The organism is Pseudomonas sp. B21-019, assembly GCF_024749225.1.
Lineage (GTDB): Bacteria > Pseudomonadota > Gammaproteobacteria > Pseudomonadales > Pseudomonadaceae > Aquipseudomonas.
In genome coordinates this window covers 5,078,317-5,104,291 of sequence record NZ_CP087193.1, presented here as the reverse complement: position 1 = coordinate 5,104,291, position 25,975 = coordinate 5,078,317, and the positions used below count along the sequence as shown (strand labels likewise).

Genomic DNA, 25,975 nt, shown 5'->3' with positions numbered 1-25,975 from the left:
CGAAGGCCGCCGTTTGACGTTATCTAATAACGGATTACGCCGGTACCGGCGCAGCTTCTACCGAAGGTTTGGGCAGCGACGACAGGAACGCCATGATCAGCGCCGCCAGGTACGGCAGCGACTGCACCAGCAACATGGTCACCCAGAAGCGCATGTCGTTGCTTGGTATACCCTGCACCAGGAAGATCCCCAGCGCCGCGCCCCACAACAGCAGCATGATGAACAGCTCTTCGCGAGCCTCCGAAATCGCCACCCAGAAGCCGTGGTTATCGGCATTCTTCGGTGTGCGGAAGAACGGAATGCTGCTGGTGAAGAAACCGTACAGCACCGCTTTGGCGATGGTGTGCGACAACGCCAGCCCGGCCAACGCGGCGCAGAAGGCGTCTTTCAGGTTGACCCCGACCGCGCGGCGGTACAGGAAGATGATCTTGCCTACCTTGAACACGAACAGCGCCAATGGCGGGATCGCGAAAATCAGCAGCGGCGGATCGACCCGTTGCGGCACGATGATCATCGCCGCCGACCACAACAATGCGCCGATGGTGAAGAAGATGTTCATGCCGTCCGCCACCCACGGCAGCCAGCCCGCGAGGAAGTGGTAACGCTGGCCACGGGTCAGCTCGGTGTCCTTGCCGCGCAGCAGGCTGGCGGTGTGACGCTTGATGATCTGAATCGCGCCATAGGCCCAGCGGAAACGCTGTTTCTTGAAGTCGATAAAGGTATCGGGCATCAGGCCTTTGCCGTAGCTGTCGTGGTAATACGCTGCCGACAGACCTTTTTCGAATACACGCAGACCCAGCTCGGCGTCTTCACAGATACACCAGTCGGCCCAGCCCAGTTCCTCGAGCACCGAGCGACGGGTCATGGTCATGGTGCCGTGCTGGATGATCGCGTCACGGTCGTTGCGGGTGACCATGCCGATATGGAAGAAACCTTTGTATTCGGCGTAGCAGAGCTTCTTGAAGGTGCTTTCGTTCTGGTCGCGGTAATCCTGTGGCGACTGCACCACGGCGATTTTCGGGTCGGCGAAGTGCGGCACCATGTGCTTGAGCCAGTTCGGGTGCACGCAGTAGTCCGAGTCGATCACCGCGATCACTTCGGCATCCTTGGCGGTGTGCGGAATCAGGTAATTCAGCGCACCGCCCTTGAAACCGGCCAGTGGCGACACGTGGAAGAACTTGAAGCGCGGGCCGAGGGTTTCGCAATAATCGCGCACCGGTTCCCAGACCGCCGGGTCCTTGGTGTTGTTGTCGATGATCAGGACTTCGAAGTCCGGATAGTCGAGGTTGGCCAGGGCGTTGAGGGTCTGTTTGACCATCTCCGGCGGCTCGTTGTAGCACGGTACGTGAATCGACACCTTCGGTCGGTAGTCTGATTCGCCCACCACGGGCAGGAATTCACGCCGGCGTTTGTGGGTCCAGACTGCTTCGGCCAGTTCGTGGGCTTCGGTCAGCAGCACGATAAACACCCCGAGAGCACCGAGGGCGAGCAGGAAGCCCACCGTCAGACTGAACCAGGTGCTGTATTGCTGGCTGTAGTCGTAACCGATCCACACCAGCACCGAACCGCACAAGAACGCGATAAAGGTCAGGAAGGTACGGCCGCGTTGACGCAGAGCCGAGCCGTCGATCATCAGCAGGGTCAGGGACAGCAATGCCAGCACTACCGAGCCGATAGCCAGTACGCGCCATTGCGGGATCGCCACCACCGGGCCTTCGAAGTTGAATTTCTGCTGGCGCGCGGCGTTGAACACACCCCAATACGCACCCACCGAACCTTCGTCGCTGGCCTTCCACGGTTGGTCAAACGCTTCGATCACGAAGTAGTTGAAACCCTGACGGTTGAGTTTGTTGACCAAGGTACGCAAGTAAATCGCCTGGTCTGCCGGCGACGCATCGGCGCCACCACGCATGCGGCCGTTGCTCGGCCAGCCGACTTCGGAGAGCAGCAACGGCTTTTTCGGGAACATCTTTTTCAGGTCGCGGGCGCGGTCAAGAACGAACTGACCGGCCTTGTCCACAGGGATGAACTCCCAGTAGGGCAGAACGTGAGCGGCGATCAGGTCGACGTGCTTGGCCAGGCTCGGGTTTTCTTCCCAGACGTGCCACTGTTCGGAGGTGGTGACCGGAACCTTAACGGCCGCGCGCACACGATCGAGGATCACGCTCAGCTCGGCAGCAGTGATTTCCTTGCGGAAGATCGCCTCGTTACCGACCACGACGCGAACCACGCTGCGGGAGGTGTTGGCCAGTTGGATGGCGCGCTGAATCTCGCGCTCGTTGCGCTCCTGGTCCGGGCTGATCCAGATCCCCAGGGTCACCCGCAGGCCGAACTCTTCCGCCAGTTTGGGAATGTCCTCCAGCGTGCCGTCGACCGAGTAGGTCCGGATGTTGTCCGTCAGCTTGCTCATGATCTCCAGGTCACGACGCATTTCATCGTCGGTCGGATACTGGTCTTTCTGCGGGTACTGGCCTTGTTGAAATGGCGAGTACGAGAAGCCGGAGATCTGTTCAGGCCAGTTGGGGGCGGTGACCGGGCGATTGACCAACGCCCAGAAACCGGTGAACAAGGCGGCGATTGCTAGAACCACTACCAGGTTGAGTCCAAATTTACGCGATGACATAGCTTTTTCGGGTTCCAAAGGCTGTGGAACGAAGGAACGGTTGGCGGCCGGCTGCCAGGTGGCAGGGGCGCGCATCCTACACTGGAGGTTCTCTGACCGTACAGCGAACAGGGAAACGCCCGACATTGGGCAATCCAGGTCGACTTAAGTTCTTTGACCAGAGCGTTGTAGTCCAATTCCGATCAATTTTTTGTCAATTAAAGCAGTCGACACCGCCGTTCATAGTGCAAAGATGCTCTTGGCCGCCGACAGCCCTATAATGCGCGCCGGTTTTTGGGGTAATGGTCATGAGTACAGAAGATCCGCGGTTTGCTGGTATCGCCCGCTTGTATGGCATTGAAGGCATGGAGCGCTTGCGCGCGGCCCATGTGGCGATCGTCGGCGTCGGTGGTGTCGGTTCCTGGGCGGCGGAAGCGGTTGCCCGGTGTGGCGTTGGCGAGATATCGCTGTTCGACCTCGACGACGTCTGCGTCAGCAACGTCAACCGTCAGCTGCATGCGCTGGACAGCACCGTCGGCAAGCCCAAGGTCGAGGTGATGGCCGAGCGCCTGCGCGGAATCAACCCGGACTGCACGGTGCATGCGGTGGCGGATTTCGTCACCCGCGAAACCATGGCCGAGTACATTACGCCGAACATCGACTGCGTGATCGACTGCATCGACAGTGTCAACGCCAAGGCGGCGCTGATCGCCTGGTGCAAGCGGCGCAAGATCCAGATCATCACCACCGGCGGCGCGGGAGGGCAGATCGACCCGACGCTGATCCAGGTCTGCGACCTGAACCGCACGTTCAACGATCCGCTGGCGTCGAAAGTGCGCTCTACATTGCGCCGCGACTACGGCTTCTCCCGTACCGTGACCCGTCACTACAGCGTGCCGTGCGTGTTTTCCACCGAGCAACTGCGCTATCCAAAACCCGATGGCAGCATTTGCCTGCAGAAGAGTTTTGTCGGGGACGGCGTGAAGCTCGACTGCGCCGGGGGCTTTGGCGCGGTGATGATGGTGACGGCGACGTTTGGCATGGTCGCGGCGACCAAGGCTGTGGATAAGATTGTGGCTGGGGTTCGACGCCCGGCGGATCGGGTCAAACCTCAGGTTTAATGGTTGTGGTTCGATCGTTCCCACGCAGAGCGTGGGAACGATCAGTGCGCTAGCTCACGCATCCGCTGCAACACCGCATTCAAGCCATTGCTACGGGACTGGGACAACTGGCGACCCAGCCCCAGCTGACTGAACCAATCCGCCAAATCCACCTGTTGCAACTCAACTGCAGACAACCCGTTGACCCGCGCCAGCAGCAACGCCACCAATCCGCGAATCAATCGCGCATCGCTGCTGGCGCTGAATTGCCAGTGTCCGTCCTGCAACGTGCCGACCAGCCAGACCTGGCTTTCACAGCCATGCACGCGGTTGGCGTCGACTTTATCCATATCGCTCAACGCTGGCAGACGGTCGCCCCATTGCATCAGCAACCGCGCCCGCTGTTCCCAGCTCGCCGCCTGCTGAAACGTATCCAGTGCTGTAACGGCATCGACGGGCAAGGTCATCGCAACAACTCCAGGGCCTGATCCAGTGCTTCGAAAAAGCGCTCAAGGTCTTCGGAGTCGTTGTACAGCGCCAACGACACCCGAATCGCCCCGGCCAGTTCAAAGCTTTTGAGCAACGGCATGGCGCAATGATGACCGGCGCGCACGGCGATGCCTTGTTCAGTCAGCAAATGCGCCAGATCCGAGTTATGCACACCCTCGACGACAAAACTGGCCAGGGCCAGTTGCGGTTTGCCCAGCAGGCGAATGCCGTTGCGCGCTTCCAGGCCTTTGAGTAAATAGTCATGCAGCGCCGCTTCGTGGGCGGACACGGCGTCCTGATCCAGCCCGGTCAGGTAGTCCAGCGTTGCGCCCAGGCCGATCACACTGGCGATCGGCGGCGTACCGGCCTCGAACCCCAGCGGTGCGGACCGAAAGCGAGCATCGTGGTAGTTGGCGTCCAGCACCATTTCGCCGCCGAACTGCCAGGGGCGCAGCTGTTGCAGCGCTTCGTTGCGCCCGAACAGCACGCCCAGGCCATCGGGGCCGTAGAGTTTGTGGCTGGAAAACACGTAGAAGTCGCAGCCCAGTGCCTGCACGTCGTGCCGACCATGAACCACGCCTTGGGCGCCGTCGATCACGGTCAGCGCGTTGTGTGCCTTGGCCATCGCCAACAGCGCGGGCAACGGTTGCCAGGCGCCCAGCACGTTGGACAGCTGGCTGACTGCCAGCAAACGGGTTCGCGGACCGATCAACTGCGCGGCGACATCCAGGTCGATCAAACCGTCGACATTCAGCGGCAGGATCACCAGCTTCAGGTCGCGACGGTGAGCCAGTTGCTGCCACGGCAACAGGTTGGCGTGATGCTCCAGAGCGCTGATGACAATTTCATCACCCGGATTGAAAAGGTGTTCCAGGCCATAGGCCAGGAGGTTCAGCGCGGAAGTCGCACCGTGGGTAAAGATAATCTGCCCGCAATCGCCGGCATTGAGCCATTGCGCAACTTTGCGGCGGCTGTCCTCGAACGCCTGGGTGGCATGGGCGCCGGGCAAGTGTTGCGCCCGATGCACGTTGGCCGCGCCGTTGGCGTAGTAATGCGCCAGGGCATCCAGCAGGGCTTGAGGTTTTTGCGTGGTGGCGGCGTTGTCCAGATAAGTCTGGTCTTGCCGTTGCAGTGCGGCGATGGCCGGAAAATCGGCGCGCCAGGGAGAAGGAATCATCATGTTGTTCGGCCCTGGTGACATGGGCGGGTGTACGCCTGACCTGTGTAGGAGCGGAGCTCGCTCCTGCACAGGTGATCGTTTGACGCTCTGCTTAGTTGTGAGCGTGCAGCGCTTCGTTCAGTTCGATAGCCGATTTGTGGGTTTTGCACTCCACGGCACCGGTTTCCGAATTGCGGCGGAACAACAGGTCAGGTTGACCGGCCAGTTCACGGGCTTTAACCACTTTGACCAGTTTGTTGTGCTCGTCCAGCAGCGCAACCTTGGTACCGGCCGTCACGTACAGGCCCGACTCAACGGTGTTGCGATCGCCCAACGGGATGCCGATACCGGCGTTGGCGCCGATCAGGCAGCCTTCGCCAACCTTGATCACGATGTTGCCGCCGCCCGACAGGGTGCCCATGGTCGAGCAACCGCCGCCCAGGTCCGAACCCTTGCCGACGAACACGCCAGCCGACACACGGCCTTCGATCATGCCCGGGCCTTCGGTGCCGGCGTTGAAGTTGACGAAGCCTTCGTGCATCACGGTGGTGCCTTCGCCCACATAAGCGCCAAGACGAATACGTGCCGCGTCAGCGATACGCACGCCGGCCGGTACCACGTAGTCGGTCATTTTCGGGAACTTGTCCACCGAGAACACTTCCAGCAGCTCGCCACGCAGGCGGGCTTCCAGTTGATGCTCGGCCAGCTCGGACAGGTCGATCGCACCCTGGCTGGTCCAGGCCACGTTCGGCAGCAGCGGGAAGATCCCGGCCAGGTTCAGGCCATGCGGCTTGACCAGACGGTGGGACAGCAGGTGCAGCTTGAGGTAGGCCTCAGGCGTGGAGGTCAGTTGCGCGTCTTCGGCCAGCAGTGTGGCAACCAGCGGCTTGTGGCTCTCGGCCAGACGGGTCAGCAAGGCAGCCTGAGCTGCGTCGACGCCTTTGAGCGCTTCAGCCAGTTGCGACGCCTGAGCGGTGCTGAAGGCGATGGCCTGATTGCCTTCGGTGTAGCCCAGGATCGGGGCAATGGCCGCGACCAGTTCGGCCGAAGGGTTGAGCAGTGGCTGCGCGTAAAACACTTCCAGCCATGCGCCTTGACGGTTTTGAGTGCCGACACCAAAGGCCAGGCTGAACAGGGTAGTGGACATGTTGATACCTCTAACAAAATGGAACGGGCTGCCTTACTTGAGTGCGGCCGCGTAGATATCTGGCTTGAAGCCAATCAGGGTTCGGTCACCGAGATCGAGCACCGGGCGCTTGATCATCGAGGGTTGTGCGAGCATCAGTTCGATGGCTTTCGGCTGGTCGAGATCGGCTTTGCGTTCGTCGTCGAGCTTGCGAAAGGTCGTGCCTGCACGGTTCAACACCACTTGCCAGCCGTGCTCCTCGCACCATTGGGTCAGGTGTTCACGGTCGATTCCGACCGCTTTGTAATCATGGAAGTCATAGCCGACAGCGTGTTCATCGAGCCAGTTGCGCGCTTTTTTCATGGTGTCGCAGGCTTTGATGCCGAAAAGGTGCAACGTTTTGCTTGAAACGGTCAAGGAATTGCCCCCTTTGCAGGTGCTGAAAATAAAAGGTGACGGATTATGCCATGACCCTTCAGTTAAAACCCAAAACCCTGTGTGAGCGGAGGTGCGACATTGGTGCGACGGTCAGCCGGCAGTCTAAGCGGCTAATATGGCACTTCAATGCTGTCGGTTGCTTGGGAGCCGTGCTTTATGCCAGGTGTTCAACGATTCGGCCGAAGCCCAGGCATGGGCCTTTGAGATGGATTTGTTGGAGCGGCGTCTGCGATTGAAGGCGCTGCGGGCGCAGCGCCTTGAGTTGTATAGCCTGAGCCATCATCACCAGATGGGTGATGACGTGTTGCGCGAAGTGTTGAGGGCGCGGATTTGAGTGAGGCTTGGATCAGGTCAAATTAGCGCGGCTCGTCAATGAGATGCTTGCTCGTTTTCTGCGGTGGGATATGGGTAAGCCTTGGACATGAACGCTTTGTCTTTTTCGCTGAGGACCAAGTTGAGGTGGATTTTGAAGTCGCCGTGAGTCCATTCCTGGTGGATGGCATAGTGCATGATTGACTGCGGATCATAGGGCGAGTAATTGACCTCGCTCGCGTCGAGTAGATTGAAGTAGCGTTGATCGACTTCGCGTCGTATGTAACTGTCCTCATCATCGTCTTCGCTAGTGCCATGAAGCTCGTAGACAGCTTGTTTGTTCCAAGGGATGTTCATTTCAGGGTGCAGGTGTTCGTGTTCGGCACCCAGAGCGTGGCCAAACTCGTGCATCACATTGGCAGCAAAAAAACCGGGCATGCGCAGATCCGGTGAGAGCAACATCGTCGGGCCTTCTGTTTCCAGTAAAGCGTTGGTGCCGATGTAGGACCAGTAAACCCCAGGCTCGCTACGGATGCGGATATCACCTTCTGTCCCTTCTACAAAATCGAACTTCAGATTGACATGGGGCAACCAGTTGTCCGCGGCTTTCTTGACTGCATCTTTGAACGCTTGATTGCCGTTCAAAAACGCAATGCGCAATGTGCGGCCTGGCGCCCAGAATTTAGTGTGTCGGGCCACCGCTCTTTTTTGCCGGCCGGAATGAGAGTCATGGCGATTGGCAGGGTTTTCTGCAATGGCGGCTTGGTAGGAAGCATTAATGTCCGTTGGCTTTTCGTTGAGGCAAAACAGTCCGTTGTTCATTATAAATTTCCCTGTTTTTTGAATTAAAGGTTGCAGTAAGTTGTGGGTGTCTTAGTCAGTTTGTGCTGTGCTGGATGCCAGAAGCGTCAGTGAGGGTTTTATTTAGGGTAAAGGCTTTGGATGGCGAAGATATCCGTAGTGCTGAGTTCCGAATTGATGCCCACTTCAAAAACGCCGTCAGTCAGCTCTTTGTCGACCGGATAATGCATGATGGAGGTCTGGTCATACTCTGTGATGGTCAGATTTCCATCCTGCAGTGTTTCAAAGAAGTTTGCATAAGTCTTGTCTTTGCTCCACCCCATCGATCTGCCCAATTCATAAACTTTTGCTTCATTCCACGGAATATTTGCCTTGGGATGCTGATGTTCGTGCTCCAGGCCCAGCGCATGACAGAATTCATGGAGGATCGTCTGCCTGAAAGCCGAGTCCCCTTGTTTTACTCCGAGGTACATCGTCGGTTGGTCCGCTTCGACAAGGAGTGCATCTGTACCTACGGCAGAGGCATTATGAGTTGTATTCGTTGAAATCCTGATATCGGCATTGTCCCCTTTGTACAAACCGAAGAGGAGGTTGACGTGTGGATCCAGTTCCCAGATAACTTTTTCGATAGCGTCCTGTAAGGCTTCTGGAGGGTTATCCATGAACTTGATGGTCAGCCATCGATGTTGTTTCCACAGCCTTGTATGGTCGGCCACCACGAGTAGCTGGAACTCGTCAGGATTTTTCTTGGGCGCGTTGTCTGGGTTTTCAGTTATCGCGGCAAGATACGATGCTTCTTTACTTGCAGGTTTAAGTGTTGCGCAGTAGTGCGTGCCCGTCATGGGGAACTTCCTTGTTCCGGTTTAAATGAGTTAGTGCCTTTTAGAAGACGAACGAATAGTAAGCAATGGCGGGTTTTTAATGAAGGGGTGTTTGTTGCGGAGTTGTTGCTTGTTGTTTTCGTTTGAATGTCGCCCCTCTTGTTGCAAGAGGGGCGACATTGCTTAGTTACTTGTGGCGGGTAATGAAGGCGCGAATCCGTTCAGCCGCCTCAACGCACTCCGCCAGTGGTGCGACCAGCGCCATCCGCACACGCCCGGCACCCGGGTTGACGCCATCCACCTCTCGGGACAGGTAAGAACCCGGCACGACGGTCACATGCTCTTGCTCGAACAGATCCCGGCAGAACGCCGCGTCGTCGCCTTCAACGCTTGGCCACAGATAGAAACCGCCATCCGGGCGCTGCACATCCATCACCGGGCTGAGGATTTCCAATACCGCATCGTACTTCTCACGGTACAGCGCACGGTTGGCCCGCACATGCACTTCGTCGTTCCACGCGGCAACGCTGGCCAGTTGCGTTTGAACCGGCATCGCACAGCCGTGGTAAGTGCGATACAGCAGGAAGCCCTTGAGGATGTCCGCATCGCCGGCCACAAAGCCTGAGCGCAGGCCCGGCAAGTTGGAGCGTTTGGACAGGCTGTGGAACACCACGCAGCGTTTGAAGTCCTTGCGGCCCAGCTCGACGCAGGCACTCAGCAGGCCCGGTGGCGGGGTTTGTTCGTCGAAGTACAGTTCGCTGTAGCACTCGTCAGCGGCGATCACGAAGTCGTATTCGTCGGCCAGGGCGATCAGTTTTTTCAGGGTTTCAACCGGGATCAGCGCGCCGGTGGGGTTACCCGGCGAGCACAGGAACAGGATCTGGCAACGCTTCCAGATGTCTGGCGAAACAGCGTCGAAATCCGGGTTGAAGCCGTTTTCGTCCAGGCATGGCAGGTAATGTGGCTTGGCTCCTGCCAGGAACGCCGCACCTTCATAGATCTGATAGAACGGGTTCGGGCTGACCACCAGCGCGTCTTCACCACGGTTGACCACGGTCTGGGTGAATGCGAACAACGCTTCGCGGGTGCCGTTGACCGGCAGCACGTTGCGCGCCGGGTCGAGCCAGCCATTCGGAACGCTGAAACGGCGTTCGCACCATGCGGCAATCGCTTCACGCAGGGCCGGGATGCCGAGGGTGGTGGGGTACACGGCCATCTGATCCAGATTGCTTGCCAGGGCTTCGGCGACAAAGCTTGGCGAGCGGTGCTTCGGTTCGCCGATGGACAACGCGATGGCGCGTTTGTCCGGGTTTGGCGTGACGCTGCCGAGCAGGGCGCGGAGCTTTTCGAACGGGTAGGGCTGCAACTGGTTCAGAGCGTTGTTCATGGGGGCCTCGTTCAATGTGGGAGGACTAATGTGGTGTAGGGGCTTGTTGTGGCGAGGGGGCTTGCCCCCGTTCGGCTGCGCAGCAGTCGTAAACCTTTGCATGCGGTGTATCTGATACATCGCGGTGTAGGTTTTGGGGCCGCTTCGCAGCCCAGCGGGGGCAAGCCCCCTCGCCACAACAAGCCCCCTCGCCACAGGCGCTCCCACAGGGGGAAATTGGTTAATTCAGATGCTGATGCGCGAATGTTTGATATCGGGTTCCTGGTTGACGCTCAGCTGTTCGACGATTGCATCCTGCAAACGGCTGCACAGCAACGGGTCGGATAGCGGCTGATTGTTGGCGTCGGTGATGAAGAACACGTCTTCCACACGCTCGCCCAAGGTGGCGATCTTGGCGTTCTGCAGCGACAGGTCGAACTCGAGGAAAATTGTACCGATCCGCGCCAGCAACCCAGGACGGTCGGGTGCGCTGAGTTCCAGCACGGTCACCGGACGCTGGGCATCGTTGTGGATCGTCACCTGTGGCGCAAAGGCAAAGTGCTTGAGCTGACGCGGCACCCGACGCTGGATAATCGTTGGGTAGTTGTCCGGGTTGCGCAGAGCTTCGGTCAGGCCTTCGCGGATCTGCTTGACCCGCGCCGGGTTGTCGCCGATCGAGTCGCCATCGGTGTCGAGCACGATATAGGTGTCGAGGGTGAATTGGCTGCTGGAGGTGATGACCCGGGCGTCGTGAATGTTCAGGTTGAGCTGGTCCATCGCCGCCACGGTCACGGCGAAGAAGTCGTGCTGGTCCGGCGCATAAATGAAGATCTGCGTACCGCCCTCGAACTCGCGCTGGGTGGTTTCCTTGATTAGCACCAGCGGGCCGCCGTCGGCCGGCTGCTGCAAGATTGCATCAGTGTGCCAGGCCACGTCGCCGGCTGTGTGACGCAAGAAGTAGTCATCGCCCAGTTGCGCCCACAACTGCTCGACGTCGTCCGGGTCGGTGCCGCCGCGCACCAGAATGTCCAGCGCTGCGCTTTGGGTCTGGCGGATCTGCTCTTCGCGATCCACCGGGTTTTCCAGGCCGCGACGCAAGGCGCGCTTGGTCTCGGTGTAGAGTTGGCGTAACAGGCTCGCGCGCCAGGAGTTCCACAGCGTCGGGTTGGTCGCGTTGATGTCGGCAACGGTCAGCACATACAGATAATCGAGGCGGGTTTCATCGCCGACAATCTGCGCGAAATCGTGGATCACATGCGGGTCGGACAAGTCCTTGCGCTGGGCGGTGGTCGACATTACGAGATGGTTTTGCACCAGCCAGACGATCAGGCGGCTGTCCCAGATCGGCAACTGATGGCGCTGGCAAAAGGCTTCGGCATCCACTGCGCCGATTTCCGAGTGGTCGCCATGCCGGCCCTTGCCGATGTCGTGGTACAGGCCGGCCAGGTAAATCAACTCCGGCTTGGGCAGTTTGGCCATGAGCTTGCTGGCCAGCGGAAATTTTTCCGACACCTGGGTGTACTGCAACTTACGCAGGTGCTTGATCAGGTTCAGGGTGTGCGCATCGACCGTATAGATGTGAAACAGGTCGTGCTGCATCTGTCCGACAATAAAGCCGAACTCCGGCAGATAACGCCCAAGAATCCCGTAACGGTTCATCCGCCGCAGGTTGCGGTGGACGCCGATCTTGCACTTGAACAATTCGATGAACAGGCTGGTATTGCGAATATCGTTGCGGAAGTCGTCGTCGATCAAATGACGGTTCTCGCGCAGCAGGCGGATGGTATCGGCGCGTACGCCTTTGATTTCCGGCTGCTGGGCCATCAGCACGAAGATTTCGAGCATGGCGAATGGTGTGCGGCGGAACACATTGTTGTTGCGCGCCTCGATGTAGCCATCGTGCAGCTGGAATCGCGAGTTGATCGGCTGGGGCGGTGCTTCGTCTTCGGGGGCCAGGATCACTTCTTCGAAGTGCTGGATGATCAAGTCGCTGAGCTGGGCAATGCTCATGACCACCCGGTAGTACTGCTGCATGAAGTTTTCGATGGCGTGCTTGGCGTCGTTGCCGACGAAACCCAGCAGCCCGGCAATCGTGCGCTGGTGATCGAACAGCAGGCGGTCTTCGGCGCGGCCGGCGAGCATGTGCAGCGCGTAACGCACTTTCCACAGAAATTCCTGGGACGAAGCCAGCAGGGCGTTCTCGCTCTCCACCAGGAAACCTTCGCCGGCCAGGGCCCGCAGGTTCAGGGTGCCGTACTCACGACGGGCGACCCACAGAATCGTCTGGATATCCCGCAGGCCACCGGGCGAGCCCTTGACGTTGGGTTCCAGGTTGTACTCGGTGTCGTTGTACTTGTGGTGACGGGCTTTCTGCTCGGCGCGCTTGGCCAGGAAGAACTCCTTGCTGGGCCACATGTGCGCGGTGCTGGTCACGTCCAGCATGCGCTGGCGCAGACGCTCGGGGCCGGCAATGGTGCGGCTTTCCATCAGGTTGGTGATCACCGTCAGGTCGGCGCGGGCTTCCTCGGCGCATTCGTCCACCGAGCGAACGCTCTGACCGACTTCCAGCCCTATGTCCCACAGCAACGTCAGAAAACGCTCGATGGAATCGCGGAAAATTTCGTGATCGGCGCCGTCCAGCAGGATCAGCAGGTCGATGTCGGAGTAGGGGTGCAACTCGCCACGACCGTAGCCGCCGACCGCGACCAGCGCGATGTCGGCTTCGAAGTTCCAGTTGAATTGCTCCCAGGCCTTTTGCAGGATGTTATCGACGAACCAGGCACGATCCTCGATCAACCGGCGAATCTCCCGACCGGCGCGAAACCGCTCGTCGAGCACTTCGCGGGCCTGACGGATCGCCTTCTTGAAAGCAGCGATAGGGCTTGCCTTCAGGGCCAGTTCAGCCTGGAACTGGCCGCGGTCGAAGAGTTCGGGATCCACCTGCGGCATCGATTAGCTTTCCTTTCTATAAGGCTGGGAACGGAGCGGGCGGGATCAGGCCGAAACGCGCGGGATGGTGTCGTCGCTGCGCAGGGTGAAGATCTCGTAGCCGGTATCGGTCACCAGCAGGGTGTGCTCCCATTGCGCCGACAACTTGCGGTCCTTGGTGATCGCAGTCCAGCCATCGCCCAGCACCTTGGTGTCGGCCTTGCCCTGGTTGATCATCGGCTCGATGGTGAAGGTCATGCCGGATTTCAGTTCCATGCCGGTGCCGGCGCGGCCGTAGTGCAGGATCTGCGGTTCTTCGTGGAACACCTTGCCGATGCCGTGGCCGCAGAACTCGCGAACCACCGAGAAACCGTTCTTTTCCGCGTGCTTCTGGATCACTTCACCGATATCGCCCAGGCGGCAGCCGGGCTTGACCAGCTCGATGGCCTTGTACATGCATTCCTGAGTCACCTGGGACAGACGCTCGGCCCAGACCGGCACGGTGCCAACGTGGAACATACGGCTGGTATCGCCGTGGTAGCCATCCTTGATCACCGTGACGTCGATGTTCAGCGTGTCGCCATCCTTCAACGGCTTCTCGTTCGGGATGCCATGGCAGACCACGTGGTTGATCGAGGTACAGATCGACTTCGGAAAGCCCTTGTAGTTGAGCGGGGCAGGAATGGCTTTCTGCTCGTTGACGATGTAGTCGTGGCAGATGCGGTCCAGCTCTTCGGTGGTAACGCCCGGTTTGACATAATCGGCAATCATTTCCAGCACATCGGCGGCCAATTTGCCGGCGATCCGCATTTTTGCGATGTCCTCTGGGGTTTTGAGGGTGACGGTCATACAGGCTCTCTCTGCGCTCAATGGCGCCTTCTAAAACGAAATGGGCACTGCGCGAACGATCGTCGCGGCCCTGAAAAACGCGATTCTACCAGACGATCAGGGCAAATCTGAGCTTCTGTGCATCGCTTCTCTCTATAGGATGGCGCATTCTTGGGGGATTCCAAGGGCGGGATCAAAAGCATTCGCCAGGTTTTCAGAATCCGGGTTCCGTTTTTTCCGGCCTTGTGGTATAAAATGCGCCGCTTTCCGGGGATACCCTGAAAAGCTTAAATCCACACACGTGTCGACACGATGACCTGGGTGCCTTCAGCTGATGCTGCTGGTTGGTCATTGGGATACGTGGAGGCCAAACCCGACTTATTAAGGAACTATCATGTCCCAAGTCAACATGCGCGATATGCTGAAGGCCGGTGTGCACTTCGGTCACCAAACCCGTTACTGGAATCCGAAAATGGGTAAGTACATTTTCGGCGCGCGTAACAAGATTCACATCATCAACCTTGAAAAAACCCTGCCAATGTTCAACGAAGCTCTGACTTTCGTAGAGCGTCTGGCCCAGGGCAAAAACAAGATTCTGTTCGTTGGCACCAAGCGTTCCGCTGGCAAGATCGTTGCTGAAGAAGCAGCACGTTGCGGTTCGCCGTACGTCGATCACCGCTGGTTGGGCGGCATGCTGACCAACTTCAAAACCATCCGTGCTTCCATCAAGCGTCTGCGTGACCTTGAAGTGCAAGCCGAAGACGGTACTTTCGCCAAGCTGACCAAGAAAGAAGCGCTGATGCGCACTCGCGATCTTGAGAAGCTGGATCGTTCCCTGGGTGGTATCAAGGACATGGGCGGTCTGCCAGACGCTCTGTTCGTTATCGACGTTGATCACGAGCGCATCGCGATCACCGAAGCCAACAAGCTGGGCATCCCGGTTATCGGCGTAGTCGATACCAACAGCAGCCCGGAAGGCGTTGACTACATCATCCCAGGCAACGATGACGCAATCCGCGCTATCCAGCTGTACATGGGTTCGATGGCTGACGCTGTTATCCGTGGTCGCAACAATGTTGCTGGCGGCACTGTAGAGTTCGTAGCTGAAGAAACTCAGGCTGCAGCTGAGTAATTGACGCCCTGGCGTTGACTCAGTAAGCAAAAAGGGGGCTTGGCCCCCTTTTTGCCACCTCGAAAACCATTTGTCGGCGCCCACTGCTTTATCTGTAACGTGCGGCAGCTAACAAGGGTGGTTCGGGAAGAATTGATCGCCCGTTCGATCGGGTGGAATGGTTGAAAACCTATCCAAGAGGAATTTGAAAATGGCAGAGATTACTGCAGCGTTGGTCAAAGAACTGCGCGAGCGTACCGGCGAAGGCATGATGGACTGCAAAAAGGCCTTGACCAAGGCTGGCGGCGACATCGAAAAAGCCATTGATGACATGCGCGCTTCGGGCGCCATCAAGGCTGCCAAGAAAGCCGGCAACGTTGCCGCTGAAGGCGCAATCGCTCTCAAGGAAGACGGTAAATCCGCCGTTCTGCTGGAAGTGAACTCGCAGACCGACTTCCTGGCTCTGCAGGACGACTTCAAGGCATTTGTTGCTGCCAGCATTGAAAAAGCGTTCGCTGACAAACTGACCGATGCTGCTCCGCTGATCGAAGCGCGTGAAGCTGATCGTCTGGTTCTGGTTGGCAAGGTTGGCGAAAACGTCAACATTCGTCGCCTGGCTCGCGTTGAAGGCGATGTTGTTGGTGGCTACCTGCACGGCAACAAGATCGGTGTTGCGGTTGTTCTCAAGGGCGGCGACGTTGAGCTGGCCAAAGACATCGCTATGCACGTAGCGGCTACCAACCCTGAATTCCTGCTGCCGTCGGAAGTTTCCGCTGAAGCGATCGAGCGCGAGAAGGGCGTGTTCCTGACCCTCAACGCTGACAAGATCGCTGGCAAGCCAGAAAACATCGTTGAAAACATGGTCAAAGGCCGTATCAGCAAGTTCCTGGCTGAAGCGAGCCTGGTTGAGCAGGCGTTCGTCAAGAACCCTGAAATCAAGGTCGGCGACCTGGCCAAGAAAGCCGGTGCTGAAATCGTTTCTTTCACCTACTTCAAAGTAGGCGAAGGCATCGAGAAGCCAGTAGACAACTTCGCAGAAGAAGTTGCTGCCCAGCTGGCTGCCAGCAAGCAATAAGACGGTTTTTTAACTGTCGCCCTGAAGAGGCTGCCCGCTTACGCGCGCAGCCTCTTTTCAGATGGGGTTGCCAATTTCATTTGGTTTCCTTTTGGAACTGGCTTACAAAGCCATGTTCCGATGGTGCTGAAGCAGCGCCAAGCTAGAGTGAACGCCAGCTGTAAACAGCTCGCAAAGAATTTTTAAAATACGCCGCAGGAGAGATTCGCAATGGCTCAGCAGGGCAGTGGTTATCAGGCTCGCTATAAACGCATTCTACTCAAGCTTAGCGGCGAGGCCCTGATGGGCTCGGAAGAGTTCGGGATCGATCCGAAAGTTCTGGATCGCATGGCACTGGAAGTTGGCCAGCTGGTTGGCATCGGTGTTCAGGTCGGTCTGGTGATCGGCGGGGGTAACCTGTTCCGCGGCGCAGCGCTCAGCGCAGCCGGCATGGATCGGGTCACTGGCGACCACATGGGCATGCTGGCCACTGTGATGAACGCCCTGGCGATGCGCGATGCGCTGGAACGTGCCAATATCTCGGCCATCGTGATGTCGGCCATTTCCATGGTTGGCGTGACTGATCACTATGATCGCCGCAAAGCCATGCGCCACCTGAACTCCAAGGAAGTCGTGATTTTCGCGGCCGGTACTGGCAACCCGTTCTTCACTACGGACTCGGCTGCCTGCCTGCGCGCAATCGAAATCGATGCCGATGTGGTGCTCAAGGCAACGAAGGTTGATGGCGTCTACACCGCTGACCCGTTCAAAGACCCGCATGCCGAGAAGTTCGATCATCTGACCTACGATGAAGTGCTGGATCGCAAGCTGGGTGTGATGGATCTGACGGCCATTTGCCTGTGCCGCGACCACAAGATGCCGTTGCGCGTGTTTAATATGAACAAACCCGGTGCCCTGTTGAATATCGTACATGGCGGCGCTGAAGGAACCCTGATCGAGGAAGTTCAACAATGATCAACGAAATCAAGAAAGACGCTAAAGAGCGCATGCAGAAATCCGTAGAATCGCTGGCGCACAACTTCGGCCGTATCCGTACCGGCCAGGCGCACCCAAGCATTCTGGAAGGCGTGATGGTTCCGTACTACGGCGCCGACACTCCGATCAAGCAAGTGGCGAACATCACCGTTAAAGACGCCCGTACCCTGCAGGTCGTTGCCTTCGAGCGCAACATGCTGGGCGCGGTCGACAAGGCCATCGGTAGCGCTGGCCTGAACCTCAACCCGACCAACCTGGGTGAGTTGCTGCTGATCTCCATGCCAGCCCTGACCGAAGAAACCCGCCGGGGCTTCACCAAGCAGGCTCGTGATGTGGCTGAGGATGCCCGTGTTGCCGTGCGCAACATCCGTCGCGATGCAAACAGCTCGCTGAAGGACCTGGTCAAGGAAAAGGAAATCAGCGAAGACGAAGAGCGTCGCGCCACTGGCGAGATCGACGATCTGACCAAGAAATTCGTGGCTGAAATCGACGCTAAGTTGGCGGAAAAAGAAAAAGACCTGATGGCCGTATAAGGGTCGAGTTTCAAATGGACAAGACCAAGCAGACTGCGCCGTCCGCGGTGCCGCGCCATGTCGCGATCATCATGGATGGTAATAATCGTTGGGCGAAAAAGCGCTTTATGCCGGGTGTCGCCGGGCATAAAGCGGGTGTGGATGCTGTTCGTGCGGTCATCGAGGTGTGTGCGGAGTCCGGGGTTGAGGTACTGACCCTGTTTGCATTCTCCAGTGAGAACTGGCAGCGCCCGGCCGATGAGGTCAGTGCCTTGATGGATCTGTTCTTCAGGGCGCTGCGTCGCGAGGCCAAGCGCCTGAACGACAACAACATCAGTTTGCGCATCATCGGCGACCGTTCGCGTTTTCATCCGGAGCTTCAAGCTGCCATGCGTGAAGCCGAGGCGATGACTGCCGGCGCCAATCGTTTTATCCTGCAGATTGCCGCCAACTACGGCGGTCAGTGGGACATCGCGCAGGCCGCGCAGCGTCTCGCGCGTGAAGTTCAGGCCGGGCATCTGCGCCCTGAAGACATCACTCCCGAGCTGTTGCAAACCTGTCTGGCGACCGGCGATCTGCCGTTGCCGGACTTGTGCATCCGTACCGGTGGCGAGCATCGCATCAGTAACTTCCTGCTGTGGCAACTGGCTTACGCCGAGTTGTACTTCTCCGACCTGTTCTGGCCGGACTTCAAACACGACGCCATGCGCAATGCGCTGGCTGATTTCGCTTCTCGCCAGCGTCGCTTCGGTAAAACGAGCGAGCAGGTCGAGTCTGGAGCCCGGGTTTAATGCTTAAACAACGAATCATCACGGCACTGATTCTGCTGCCGATTGCCCTGTGCGGGTTTTTCCTGCTTGAAGGGTCCGGTTTTGCGCTGTTTATCGGGCTGGTGGTGACGCTGGGGGCATGGGAATGGGCACGCCTGGCAGGTTTTGCTGGCCAAGCGATCCGTGTTGCTTTTGCGGCTGTGGTCGCGTTGATGCTGTTTGTCATGCATATCCTGCCGGGGCTCGCGCCTTGGGTGCTGGGCGCCTCGGTGCTCTGGTGGGGCGTGGCCACCTATCTGGTGCTGACTTATCCACGGTCCAGCGAACACTGGGCCAGCGCTGCCTGCAAACTGGCGATCGGTTTGTTGATTCTGCTGCCGGCCTGGCAAGGTTTGATCCTGATCAAGCAGGAGCCCTTGGGCAACTGGCTGATCATGGCCGTGATGGTGCTGGTCTGGGGCGCCGATATCGGTGCGTACTTTTCCGGTCGAGCCTTCGGCAAGCGCAAGCTGGCACCACAGGTCAGCCCTGGCAAGAGCTGGGAGGGCGTGTACGGCGGCTTGCTGCTGAGCCTGGTGATCACGGCAATCGTCGGTTTTGCGCGGGACTGGAGTTTCGCTCAGATGCTGATGGGCCTGTTCGGTGCTGCGATCATTGTGTTCATTTCGGTGGTGGGCGACCTCACTGAAAGTATGTTCAAGCGCCAGTCGGGGATCAAGGACAGCAGTAATCTGCTGCCGGGGCACGGCGGTGTGCTGGACCGCATCGACAGTCTGACAGCGGCGATTCCGGTGTTCGCCGTGCTGCTGTGGATGGCGGCATCGTGAGTCGCCCACAACAGATTACCGTGCTGGGGGCGACCGGCTCGATTGGTCTGAGCACTCTGGACGTCATCGCCCGTCACCCCGAACGCTATCAGGTATTCGCCTTGAGCGGTTTCACTCGTTTGAGTGAGCTGTTTGCGCTGTGCGTGCGTCATACGCCACGTTTCGCGGTCGTGCCGGAATCTGGCGCTGCCCGAGGCTTGCAGGACGAATTGCATGCGGCTGGCCTGTCGACCCGTGTTCTGGTGGGAGAGGAGGGCTTGTGTCAGATTGCCTCGGATCCAGAAGTCGATGCAGTGATGGCGGCGATCGTCGGGGCGGCGGGTTTGCGTCCGACCCTGGCGGCGGTCGAGGCCGGCAAAAAGATTCTTTTGGCCAATAAAGAAGCGCTGGTGATGTCCGGTGCGCTGTTCATGCAGGCCGTGCGTAAAAGCGGTTCGGTACTGCTGCCTATCGACAGCGAACACAACGCGATTTTCCAGTGCATGCCGCAGGATTTCTCCCGTGGTTTGGGTGCGGTCGGTGTACGCCGGATTTTGCTGACAGCCTCTGGTGGTCCATTCCGGCAGACGCCCCTGGCCGAACTGGCGCATGTTACCCCCGAGCAAGCGTGTGCTCACCCGAATTGGTCCATGGGGCGCAAGATTTCGGTGGATTCGGCCAGCATGATGAACAAAGGGCTCGAGCTGATCGAGGCCTGCTGGCTGTTCGACGCTACGCCCTCTCAGGTCGAAGTGGTGATTCACCCGCAAAGCGTGATTCATTCGCTGGTCGACTATATCGATGGTTCGGTGCTGGCGCAGTTGGGTAATCCGGATATGCGCACGCCGATTGCCAATGCCCTGGCCTGGCCAGAGCGGATCGACTCGGGTGTTGCTCCGTTGGACCTGTTCGCCATCGCTCGCCTGGATTTCCAGGCACCCGATGAAGAGCGTTTCCCTTGCCTGCGCCTTGCGCGTCAAGCCGCCGAGGCTGGTAACAGCGCGCCGGCCATGCTCAATGCCGCGAATGAAGTGGCTGTGGCGGCCTTTCTCGACGGACGGGTTCGCTATCTGGAAATCGCGAGTATTATCGAGGAAGTATTGAACCTCGAGCCTGTGGTTGCGGTTGATGATCTCGAGGCAGTGTTTACGGCCGATGCGAAAGCACGGGTACTGGCCGGGCAATGGTTGAGTCGTCACGGCCGATAAGTGCTGCAATACGTTGGCCCATGCAGCACCGATAGGATTGCGGAGAAAGTAGATGAGCGCGCTCTATATGATTGTCGGCACCCTGGTAGCGCTGGGCGTGCTGGTCACCTTCCACGAATTCGGCCATTTCTGGGTCGCACGTCGCTGTGGGGTCAAAGTGCTGCGTTTCTCCGTGGGCTTCGGCATGCCGCTGCTGCGCTGGCACGACAGCAAAGGCACTGAATTCGTGGTTGCCGCCATCCCGCTGGGTGGCTACGTGAAAATGCTCGACGAGCGCGAGGGTGAGGTGCCGGCCGATCAGCTCGATCACGCCTTCAATCGCAAGTCCGTCCGTCAGCGCATTGCTATCGTGGCAGCCGGTCCGATTGCCAACTTTCTATTGGCGATGGTGTTTTTCTGGGCATTGGCAATGCTGGGCAGCGAGCAGGTGCGCCCGGTTATCGGCGCGGTCGAATCCGGCAGTATCGCCTCCAGGGCAGGTTTGAGCCCGGGGCAGGAAATTATTGCCATCGATGGCGAGCCAACTTCCGGCTGGGCTGCGGTGAACCTGCAACTGGTCCGCCGCCTGGGCGAGAGCGGTTCCCTTCAAGTGCTGGTCCGCGAACAAGGCTCCACCGTGGATTCGCCTCGTGAGCTGGTGCTGGACAAGTGGCTCAAGGGTGCTAACGAGCCGGATCCTATTCACTCGCTGGGTATTCGCCCCTGGCGTCCGGCATTGCCGCCGGTGCTGGCCGAAATTGATCCGAAAGGGCCTGCGAAGGCTGCGGGACTGAAGGCCGGTGACCGTCTGTTGGCCCTTGATGGCAAGGCACTGGATGACTGGCAGCAAGTAGTCGACATCGTCCGTTTGCATCCAGATACCAAAATCATGCTGCGCGTTGAGCGCGACGGTGCTCAAATCGACGTCCCTGTGACGCTGGCCACGCGCGGCGAGAGCAAGGCACCCAGTGGCTATCTGGGCGCAGGGGTGAAAGCGGTCGATTGGCCACCAGAGATGATTCGCGAAGTCAGTTACGGTCCGGTGGCCGCGATTGGGGAGGGTGCCCGACGCACCTGGACCATGAGCGTACTGACCCTCGACTCGCTCAAGAAAATGTTGTTCGGCGAGCTCTCGGTAAAAAACTTGAGTGGACCGATAACCATTGCTAAAGTGGCGGGCGCTTCTGCCCAGTCGGGCGTCGCTGATTTCCTGAATTTCCTTGCTTATCTGAGTATTAGCCTGGGTGTTCTGAATTTGCTGCCCATTCCTGTACTGGATGGGGGCATTTGTTGTTTTATCTGATCGAGTGGGCGCGTGGTCGTCCCTTGTCGGATCGGGTGCAAGGTTGGGGGATACAGATCGGTATCAGTTTGGTGGTCGGGGTGATGTTGCTTGCTCTGGTCAATGATCTGGGTCGACTGTAACGCTTCGCTGAATTGCGAATCTGCCGCATTTTGCGGCAGTTTTTATTGCCAGTTGGAATAAGAAAGGACTTCATGAAACGTCTGCTGCTAACTGCGGTTCTCACCGTATTGATGATCGCCGAAGTTCACGCCGAGTCCTTCACTATCTCTGATATTCGCGTCAATGGCCTCCAGCGGGTCTCCGCGGGTAGTGTCTTTGGTGCCTTGCCGTTGAACGTCGGCGAGCAGGCGGATGATCGTCGCCTGGTGGAATCCACTCGTGCGCTGTTCAAAACCGGGTTCTTTCAAGATATCCAGCTGGGCCGTGAAGGCAACGTCCTGGTCATCACTGTAGTCGAGCGTCCGTCGGTCGCCAGTATCGAGATCGAAGGCAACAAGGCGATCTCCACTGAAGACCTGATGAAGGGCCTCAAACAGTCCGGTCTGGCCGAAGGCGAGATCTTCCAGCGCGCGACCCTCGAAGGTGTGCGTAACGAACTGCAGCGTCAATACGTCGCTCAGGGCCGCTACTCGGCTACCGTCGACACCGAAGTGGTACCGCAGCCGCGTAACCGCGTTGCCCTGAAGGTCAACATCAACGAAGGCACCGTAGCGGCGATCCAGCACATCAACGTGGTGGGCAACACGGTCTTTCCTGATGAAGACCTGATCGACCTGTTCGAACTCAAGACCAGCAACTGGCTGTCGTTCTTCAAGAACGATGACAAGTACGCCCGTGAAAAGCTCTCCGGTGACCTGGAGCGTCTGCGCTCCTATTACCTGGACCGTGGCTATATCAATATGGATATCGCTTCGACCCAGGTGTCCATCACCCCGGACAAGAAACACGTCTATATCACCGTCAACGTCAACGAAGGCGAGAAGTACACCGTTCGTGACGTGAAGCTCAGCGGCGACCTGAAAGTGCCTGAAGACCAGGTCAAGTCCCTGCTGCTGGTGCAGAAAGGCCAGGTGTTCTCGCGCAAGCTGATGACCACCACCTCCGAACTGATCACCCGCCGCCTGGGTAACGAGGGTTACACCTTCGCTAACGTCAACGGCGTGCCTCAGCCTCACGATGAAGATCACACGGTCGATATCACGTTCGCTGTCGATCCGGGCAAGCGTGCTTACGTGAACCGCATCAACTTCCGTGGCAACACCAAGTCCGAAGACGAAGTGCTGCGCCGTGAAATGCGTCAGATGGAAGGCGGCTGGGCTTCGACCTACCTGATCGACCAATCCAAGACCCGTCTGGAACGTCTGGGCTTCTTCAAGGAAGTCAACGTCGAAACGCCGGCCGTGCCGGGTGTCGACGATCAGGTTGACGTGAACTACAGCGTTGAAGAGCAGGCTTCCGGTTCGATTACCGCCAGCGTCGGTTTCGCCCAGAGCGCCGGTCTGATCCTTGGTGGTTCGATCACTCAGAACAACTTCCTGGGTACCGGTAACAAGGTCAGCATCGGCTTGACTCGCAGTCAGTACCAAAGCCGTTATAACTTTGGTTATGTCGACCCCTACTGGACTGCTGACGGTGTGAGCCTGGGTTACAACGCTTTCTATCGTACGACCGACTACAAAGACCTCGATGTCAACGTAGCCAGCTACGCCGTAGACAGCCTGGGCGCAGGTGTCAACGTTGGTTACCCGATCAGCGAGACTTCGCGTCTGACGTTTGGTTTGTCTGCACAACAAGACAAGATCAAGACGGGTCTTTACACCGTCGACGAAATCTTCGACTTCGTTAACAAGGAAGGTGATCAGTACCTCAACTTCAAGGCATCGGCCGGTTGGTCTGAATCCACCTTGAACAAAGGGGTACTGGCGACCCGTGGTCACTCCCAGAGCTTGACCGCGGAAGCCACGACACCGGGCAGCGACTTGTCGTTCTTCAAGCTCGATTATCGCGGTCAATTGTTCCAGCCGTTGTCTGAAAACTACACCATGCGCCTCCACACCGAGCTGGGCTATGGCGATGGTTATGGTTCGACCGACGGCTTGCCGTTCTATGAAAACTATTACGCAGGTGGTTTCAACTCGGTTCGTGGCTTCAAGGACAGCACCCTGGGGCCTCGTAGTACGCCGAGCCGGGGCGTGAACCCGGGCACCGCAACCGACCCGGACCAGGATCCACTGCCGTTTGGTGGTAACGTCCTGATTCAGGGTGGTGTAGAAGTTCTATTCCCTATGCCGTTCGTGAAAGATCAGCGTTCCTTGCGCACTTCGGTATTCTGGGACGTGGGTAATGTGTTCGATTCGACTTGCAAGCAGAGCACCAACGCCGATGGTTCCAAGTCCAATACTCAGTGTAACGACGTCAGCCTGAGCAATATGGCCAGTTCGGTGGGTGTCGGTGTGACATGGGTTACCGCCCTTGGTCCGTTGAGCTTCGCCTTGGCGATGCCGGTCAAAAAACCGGACAGCAATGCAGAGACTCAAGTGTTCCAATTCTCCCTCGGCCAGACGTTCTAAGCGTCTGACCCAAGATAATGACAATGGATTTTGTAGGAGTGCATCGTGCGTAAGTTGACTCAATTGGTTCTCCTGGCGACCGTGCTGGTTGCAGGTCCGGCTTTTGCCGACATGAAAATCGCCGTTCTGAACTATCAGATGGCACTGCTGGAATCCGATGCGGCGAAGAAATACGCCGTGGATGCCGAGAAAAAATTCGGCCCGCAACTGACCAAGCTCAAGAGCCTGGAAAGCAGCGCCAAGGGTATCCAGGACCGTCTGATGGCCGGTGGCGACAAGATGCAGCAAGGCGAGCGTGAACGTCTGGAGCTCGAGTTCAAGCAAAAGGCCCGTGATTTCCAGTTCCAGTCCAAGGAGCTGAACGAAGCCAAAGCCGTTGCCGACCGTGAAATGCTGAAGCAGCTCAAGCCGAAACTGGACAGCGCTGTGGAAGAAGTCATCAAGAAAGGTGCTTATGACCTGGTCTTCGAGCGTGGCGCAGTGATTGATGTCAAGCCTCAGTACGACATCACTCGCCAGGTTATCGAGCGCATGAATCAGCTGAAGTAACCCATGACAGCGACTATAAAGCTCGGCCAGCTGGCCGAGTTCCTCGGCGCCACCTTACGTGGCGACCCGGAGAAAGAAATTACTGGGCTGGCCACTTTGCAAGAGGCTGGCCCAGCTCAGTTGAGCTTTCTGGCAAATCCTCAATACCGTAAATACCTGGCTGACAGTCAGGCCGCAGCCGTGTTGCTGAAGGCCGCTGACGCTGAAGGTTTTGCTGGTGATGCGCTGGTGGTGGCTGATCCATATTTGGCTTATGCGCGCATTTCCCATCTGTTCGATCCCAAGCCCAAGGCGCCGGCCGGTATTCATCCGACAGCGGTAGTGGCAGTGGATGCGGTGGTCGATCCGGCGGCGAGCATCGGTGCCTTTGCGGTCATCGAAAGTGCGGCGCGTATTGGCGCCGGTGTGACCGTTGGTGCGCATTGCTTCATCGGTGCACGCTGCGAAATTGGCGAGGGCGGCTGGTTGGCCCCGCGCGTCACGCTGTATCACGACGTGCGCATCGGCAAACGGGTGGTGATTCAATCCGGTGCCGTGCTCGGTGGTGAAGGCTTCGGTTTTGCCAACGAGAAAGGTGTCTGGCAGAAAATTGCCCAGATCGGTGGCGTCTCGATTGGAGACGACGTGGAAATAGGCGTAAATACCGCTATCGATCGTGGCGCGCTGGCCGATACCGTCATTGGTAATGGTGTGAAGCTCGACAACCAGATTCAGATTGCCCACAACGTCCAGGTTGGTGACCACACGGCCATGGCCGCGTGCGTGGGAATTTCCGGCAGCACCAAAATCGGCAAGCATTGCATGCTCGCCGGTGGCGTAGGGCTGGTGGGGCATATCGACATTTGCGACAACGTTTTCCTGACCGGGATGACCATGGTGACTCACTCGATTACCGAGCCGGGTTCCTATTCTTCCGGTACGGCGATGCAACCGGCAGCCGAATGGCGCAAAAGCGCGGCACGTATCCGTCAGCTCGATGACATCGCGCGACGTCTGCGACAGCTGGAAAAGCGTGTAGGGGACGTGACCCCTGACGGTAATGCTTCATCAGATGGCTGATACCATTTCCATATCAAGTGTGCACAGCCGCTAGACTGCCTCCCTTGATTTGCTAGAGGAGTGCGCGTCAGTCGCGCGCTCCCAA

Annotated in this window: 22 protein-coding genes and 1 pseudogene; 13 read left to right on the top strand and 10 right to left on the bottom strand. The window is 58.2% G+C overall.

What is annotated here, in order from left to right; all coding sequences use genetic code 11:
• Positions 1-34: 34 nt before the first annotated feature.
• Positions 35-2,623, bottom strand: coding sequence for a glycosyltransferase (locus LOY36_RS22830; protein WP_258671064.1), 2,589 nt, complete (start codon positions 2,621-2,623; stop codon positions 35-37).
• Positions 2,624-2,910: 287 nt separating this feature from the next.
• Here LOY36_RS22830 and tcdA point away from each other — a divergent pair, with 287 nt between their 5' ends.
• Positions 2,911-3,723 carry a tRNA cyclic N6-threonylcarbamoyladenosine(37) synthase TcdA gene (gene tcdA / locus LOY36_RS22825; RefSeq protein ID WP_371929203.1) on the top strand — a complete coding sequence of 271 codons (813 nt, stop codon included), beginning with the start codon at positions 2,911-2,913 and terminating at the stop codon, positions 3,721-3,723.
• Positions 3,724-3,764: 41 nt separating this feature from the next.
• Here tcdA and LOY36_RS22820 read toward each other — a convergent pair whose 3' ends face one another.
• The 4 genes from LOY36_RS22820 to LOY36_RS22805 all read right to left on the bottom strand — a co-directional run bounded on the left by LOY36_RS22820 (position 3,765) and on the right by LOY36_RS22805 (position 6,893).
• Positions 3,765-4,169, bottom strand: coding sequence for a SufE family protein (locus LOY36_RS22820; RefSeq protein WP_258671063.1), 405 nt, complete (start codon positions 4,167-4,169; stop codon positions 3,765-3,767).
• Positions 4,166-5,371 (bottom strand): aminotransferase class V-fold PLP-dependent enzyme, encoded by a 1,206-nt coding sequence (locus LOY36_RS22815; RefSeq protein ID WP_258671062.1) that lies wholly within the window; start codon positions 5,369-5,371, stop codon positions 4,166-4,168. The genes LOY36_RS22820 and LOY36_RS22815 overlap by 4 nt, the downstream gene beginning before the upstream one ends.
• Positions 5,372-5,462: 91 nt before the next feature.
• On the bottom strand, positions 5,463-6,497 hold the full coding sequence (dapD, locus tag LOY36_RS22810) for a 2,3,4,5-tetrahydropyridine-2,6-dicarboxylate N-succinyltransferase (protein ID WP_258671061.1): 1,035 nt from the start codon (positions 6,495-6,497) through the stop codon (positions 5,463-5,465).
• Positions 6,498-6,530: 33 nt separating this feature from the next.
• Complete coding sequence (locus LOY36_RS22805; RefSeq protein ID WP_258671060.1) at positions 6,531-6,893, bottom strand: ArsC family reductase; 363 nt, start codon at positions 6,891-6,893, stop codon at positions 6,531-6,533.
• A 184-nt stretch (positions 6,894-7,077) separates the two neighbouring features.
• Here LOY36_RS22805 and LOY36_RS22800 point away from each other — a divergent pair, with 184 nt between their 5' ends.
• Entirely contained in the window at positions 7,078-7,248 is a 171-nt protein-coding gene (locus LOY36_RS22800; RefSeq protein WP_019647801.1) for a hypothetical protein, read from the top strand.
• A gap of 35 nt (positions 7,249-7,283) precedes the next feature.
• Here LOY36_RS22800 and LOY36_RS22795 read toward each other — a convergent pair whose 3' ends face one another.
• The 5 genes from LOY36_RS22795 to map form a co-directional block, all read right to left on the bottom strand.
• Positions 7,284-8,048, bottom strand: a complete 765-nt coding sequence (locus tag LOY36_RS22795) for a hypothetical protein (protein ID WP_258671059.1) — start codon at positions 8,046-8,048, stop codon at positions 7,284-7,286.
• A gap of 98 nt (positions 8,049-8,146) precedes the next feature.
• Complete coding sequence (locus LOY36_RS22790) at positions 8,147-8,869, bottom strand: peptidase M12 (protein WP_258671058.1); 723 nt, start codon at positions 8,867-8,869, stop codon at positions 8,147-8,149.
• A gap of 166 nt (positions 8,870-9,035) precedes the next feature.
• Positions 9,036-10,235: a succinyldiaminopimelate transaminase gene (gene dapC / locus LOY36_RS22785; RefSeq protein WP_258671057.1), complete on the bottom strand. Its 1,200-nt coding sequence runs from the start codon at positions 10,233-10,235 to the stop codon at positions 9,036-9,038.
• A 225-nt stretch (positions 10,236-10,460) separates the two neighbouring features.
• On the bottom strand, positions 10,461-13,163 hold the full coding sequence (locus LOY36_RS22780) for a [protein-PII] uridylyltransferase (protein WP_258671056.1): 2,703 nt from the start codon (positions 13,161-13,163) through the stop codon (positions 10,461-10,463).
• A 45-nt stretch (positions 13,164-13,208) separates the two neighbouring features.
• Positions 13,209-13,991, bottom strand: coding sequence for a type I methionyl aminopeptidase (gene map, locus LOY36_RS22775; protein ID WP_258671055.1), 783 nt, complete (start codon positions 13,989-13,991; stop codon positions 13,209-13,211).
• Positions 13,992-14,364: 373 nt separating this feature from the next.
• Between map and rpsB the strand changes: the two genes are divergently transcribed.
• From rpsB to lpxD, 11 genes and pseudogenes are all read left to right on the top strand, one after another.
• A complete protein-coding gene (gene rpsB, locus LOY36_RS22770; protein ID WP_018927019.1) occupies positions 14,365-15,102 on the top strand; it encodes a 30S ribosomal protein S2 in 738 nt (245 codons plus the stop codon).
• Positions 15,103-15,292: 190 nt separating this feature from the next.
• Complete coding sequence (gene tsf, locus LOY36_RS22765; RefSeq protein WP_018927018.1) at positions 15,293-16,156, top strand: translation elongation factor Ts; 864 nt, start codon at positions 15,293-15,295, stop codon at positions 16,154-16,156.
• A gap of 210 nt (positions 16,157-16,366) precedes the next feature.
• On the top strand, positions 16,367-17,110 hold the full coding sequence (gene pyrH, locus LOY36_RS22760; protein ID WP_003198235.1) for a UMP kinase: 744 nt from the start codon (positions 16,367-16,369) through the stop codon (positions 17,108-17,110).
• A complete protein-coding gene (frr, locus tag LOY36_RS22755; RefSeq protein WP_007940501.1) occupies positions 17,107-17,664 on the top strand; it encodes a ribosome recycling factor in 558 nt (185 codons plus the stop codon). The genes pyrH and frr overlap by 4 nt, the downstream gene beginning before the upstream one ends.
• A 14-nt stretch (positions 17,665-17,678) precedes the next feature.
• Positions 17,679-18,434: a polyprenyl diphosphate synthase gene (gene uppS / locus LOY36_RS22750; RefSeq protein ID WP_007940503.1), complete on the top strand. Its 756-nt coding sequence runs from the start codon at positions 17,679-17,681 to the stop codon at positions 18,432-18,434.
• On the top strand, positions 18,434-19,240 hold the full coding sequence (locus LOY36_RS22745) for a phosphatidate cytidylyltransferase (protein WP_018927016.1): 807 nt from the start codon (positions 18,434-18,436) through the stop codon (positions 19,238-19,240). The genes uppS and LOY36_RS22745 overlap by 1 nt, the downstream gene beginning before the upstream one ends.
• Positions 19,237-20,427 (top strand): 1-deoxy-D-xylulose-5-phosphate reductoisomerase, encoded by a 1,191-nt coding sequence (gene ispC, locus LOY36_RS22740; protein WP_019647806.1) that lies wholly within the window; start codon positions 19,237-19,239, stop codon positions 20,425-20,427. The genes LOY36_RS22745 and ispC overlap by 4 nt, the downstream gene beginning before the upstream one ends.
• A gap of 52 nt (positions 20,428-20,479) precedes the next feature.
• Positions 20,480-21,831: pseudogene (gene rseP, locus LOY36_RS22735) on the top strand (RIP metalloprotease RseP).
• Between the two features lie 72 nt (positions 21,832-21,903).
• Positions 21,904-24,282 carry an outer membrane protein assembly factor BamA gene (bamA, locus tag LOY36_RS22730; RefSeq protein WP_018927013.1) on the top strand — a complete coding sequence of 793 codons (2,379 nt, stop codon included), beginning with the start codon at positions 21,904-21,906 and terminating at the stop codon, positions 24,280-24,282.
• A gap of 45 nt (positions 24,283-24,327) precedes the next feature.
• Positions 24,328-24,831, top strand: a complete 504-nt coding sequence (locus tag LOY36_RS22725) for an OmpH family outer membrane protein (protein ID WP_007940508.1) — start codon at positions 24,328-24,330, stop codon at positions 24,829-24,831.
• Positions 24,832-24,834: 3 nt separating this feature from the next.
• On the top strand, positions 24,835-25,890 hold the full coding sequence (gene lpxD / locus LOY36_RS22720) for a UDP-3-O-(3-hydroxymyristoyl)glucosamine N-acyltransferase (protein WP_258671054.1): 1,056 nt from the start codon (positions 24,835-24,837) through the stop codon (positions 25,888-25,890).
• Positions 25,891-25,975: the final 85 nt, after the last annotated feature.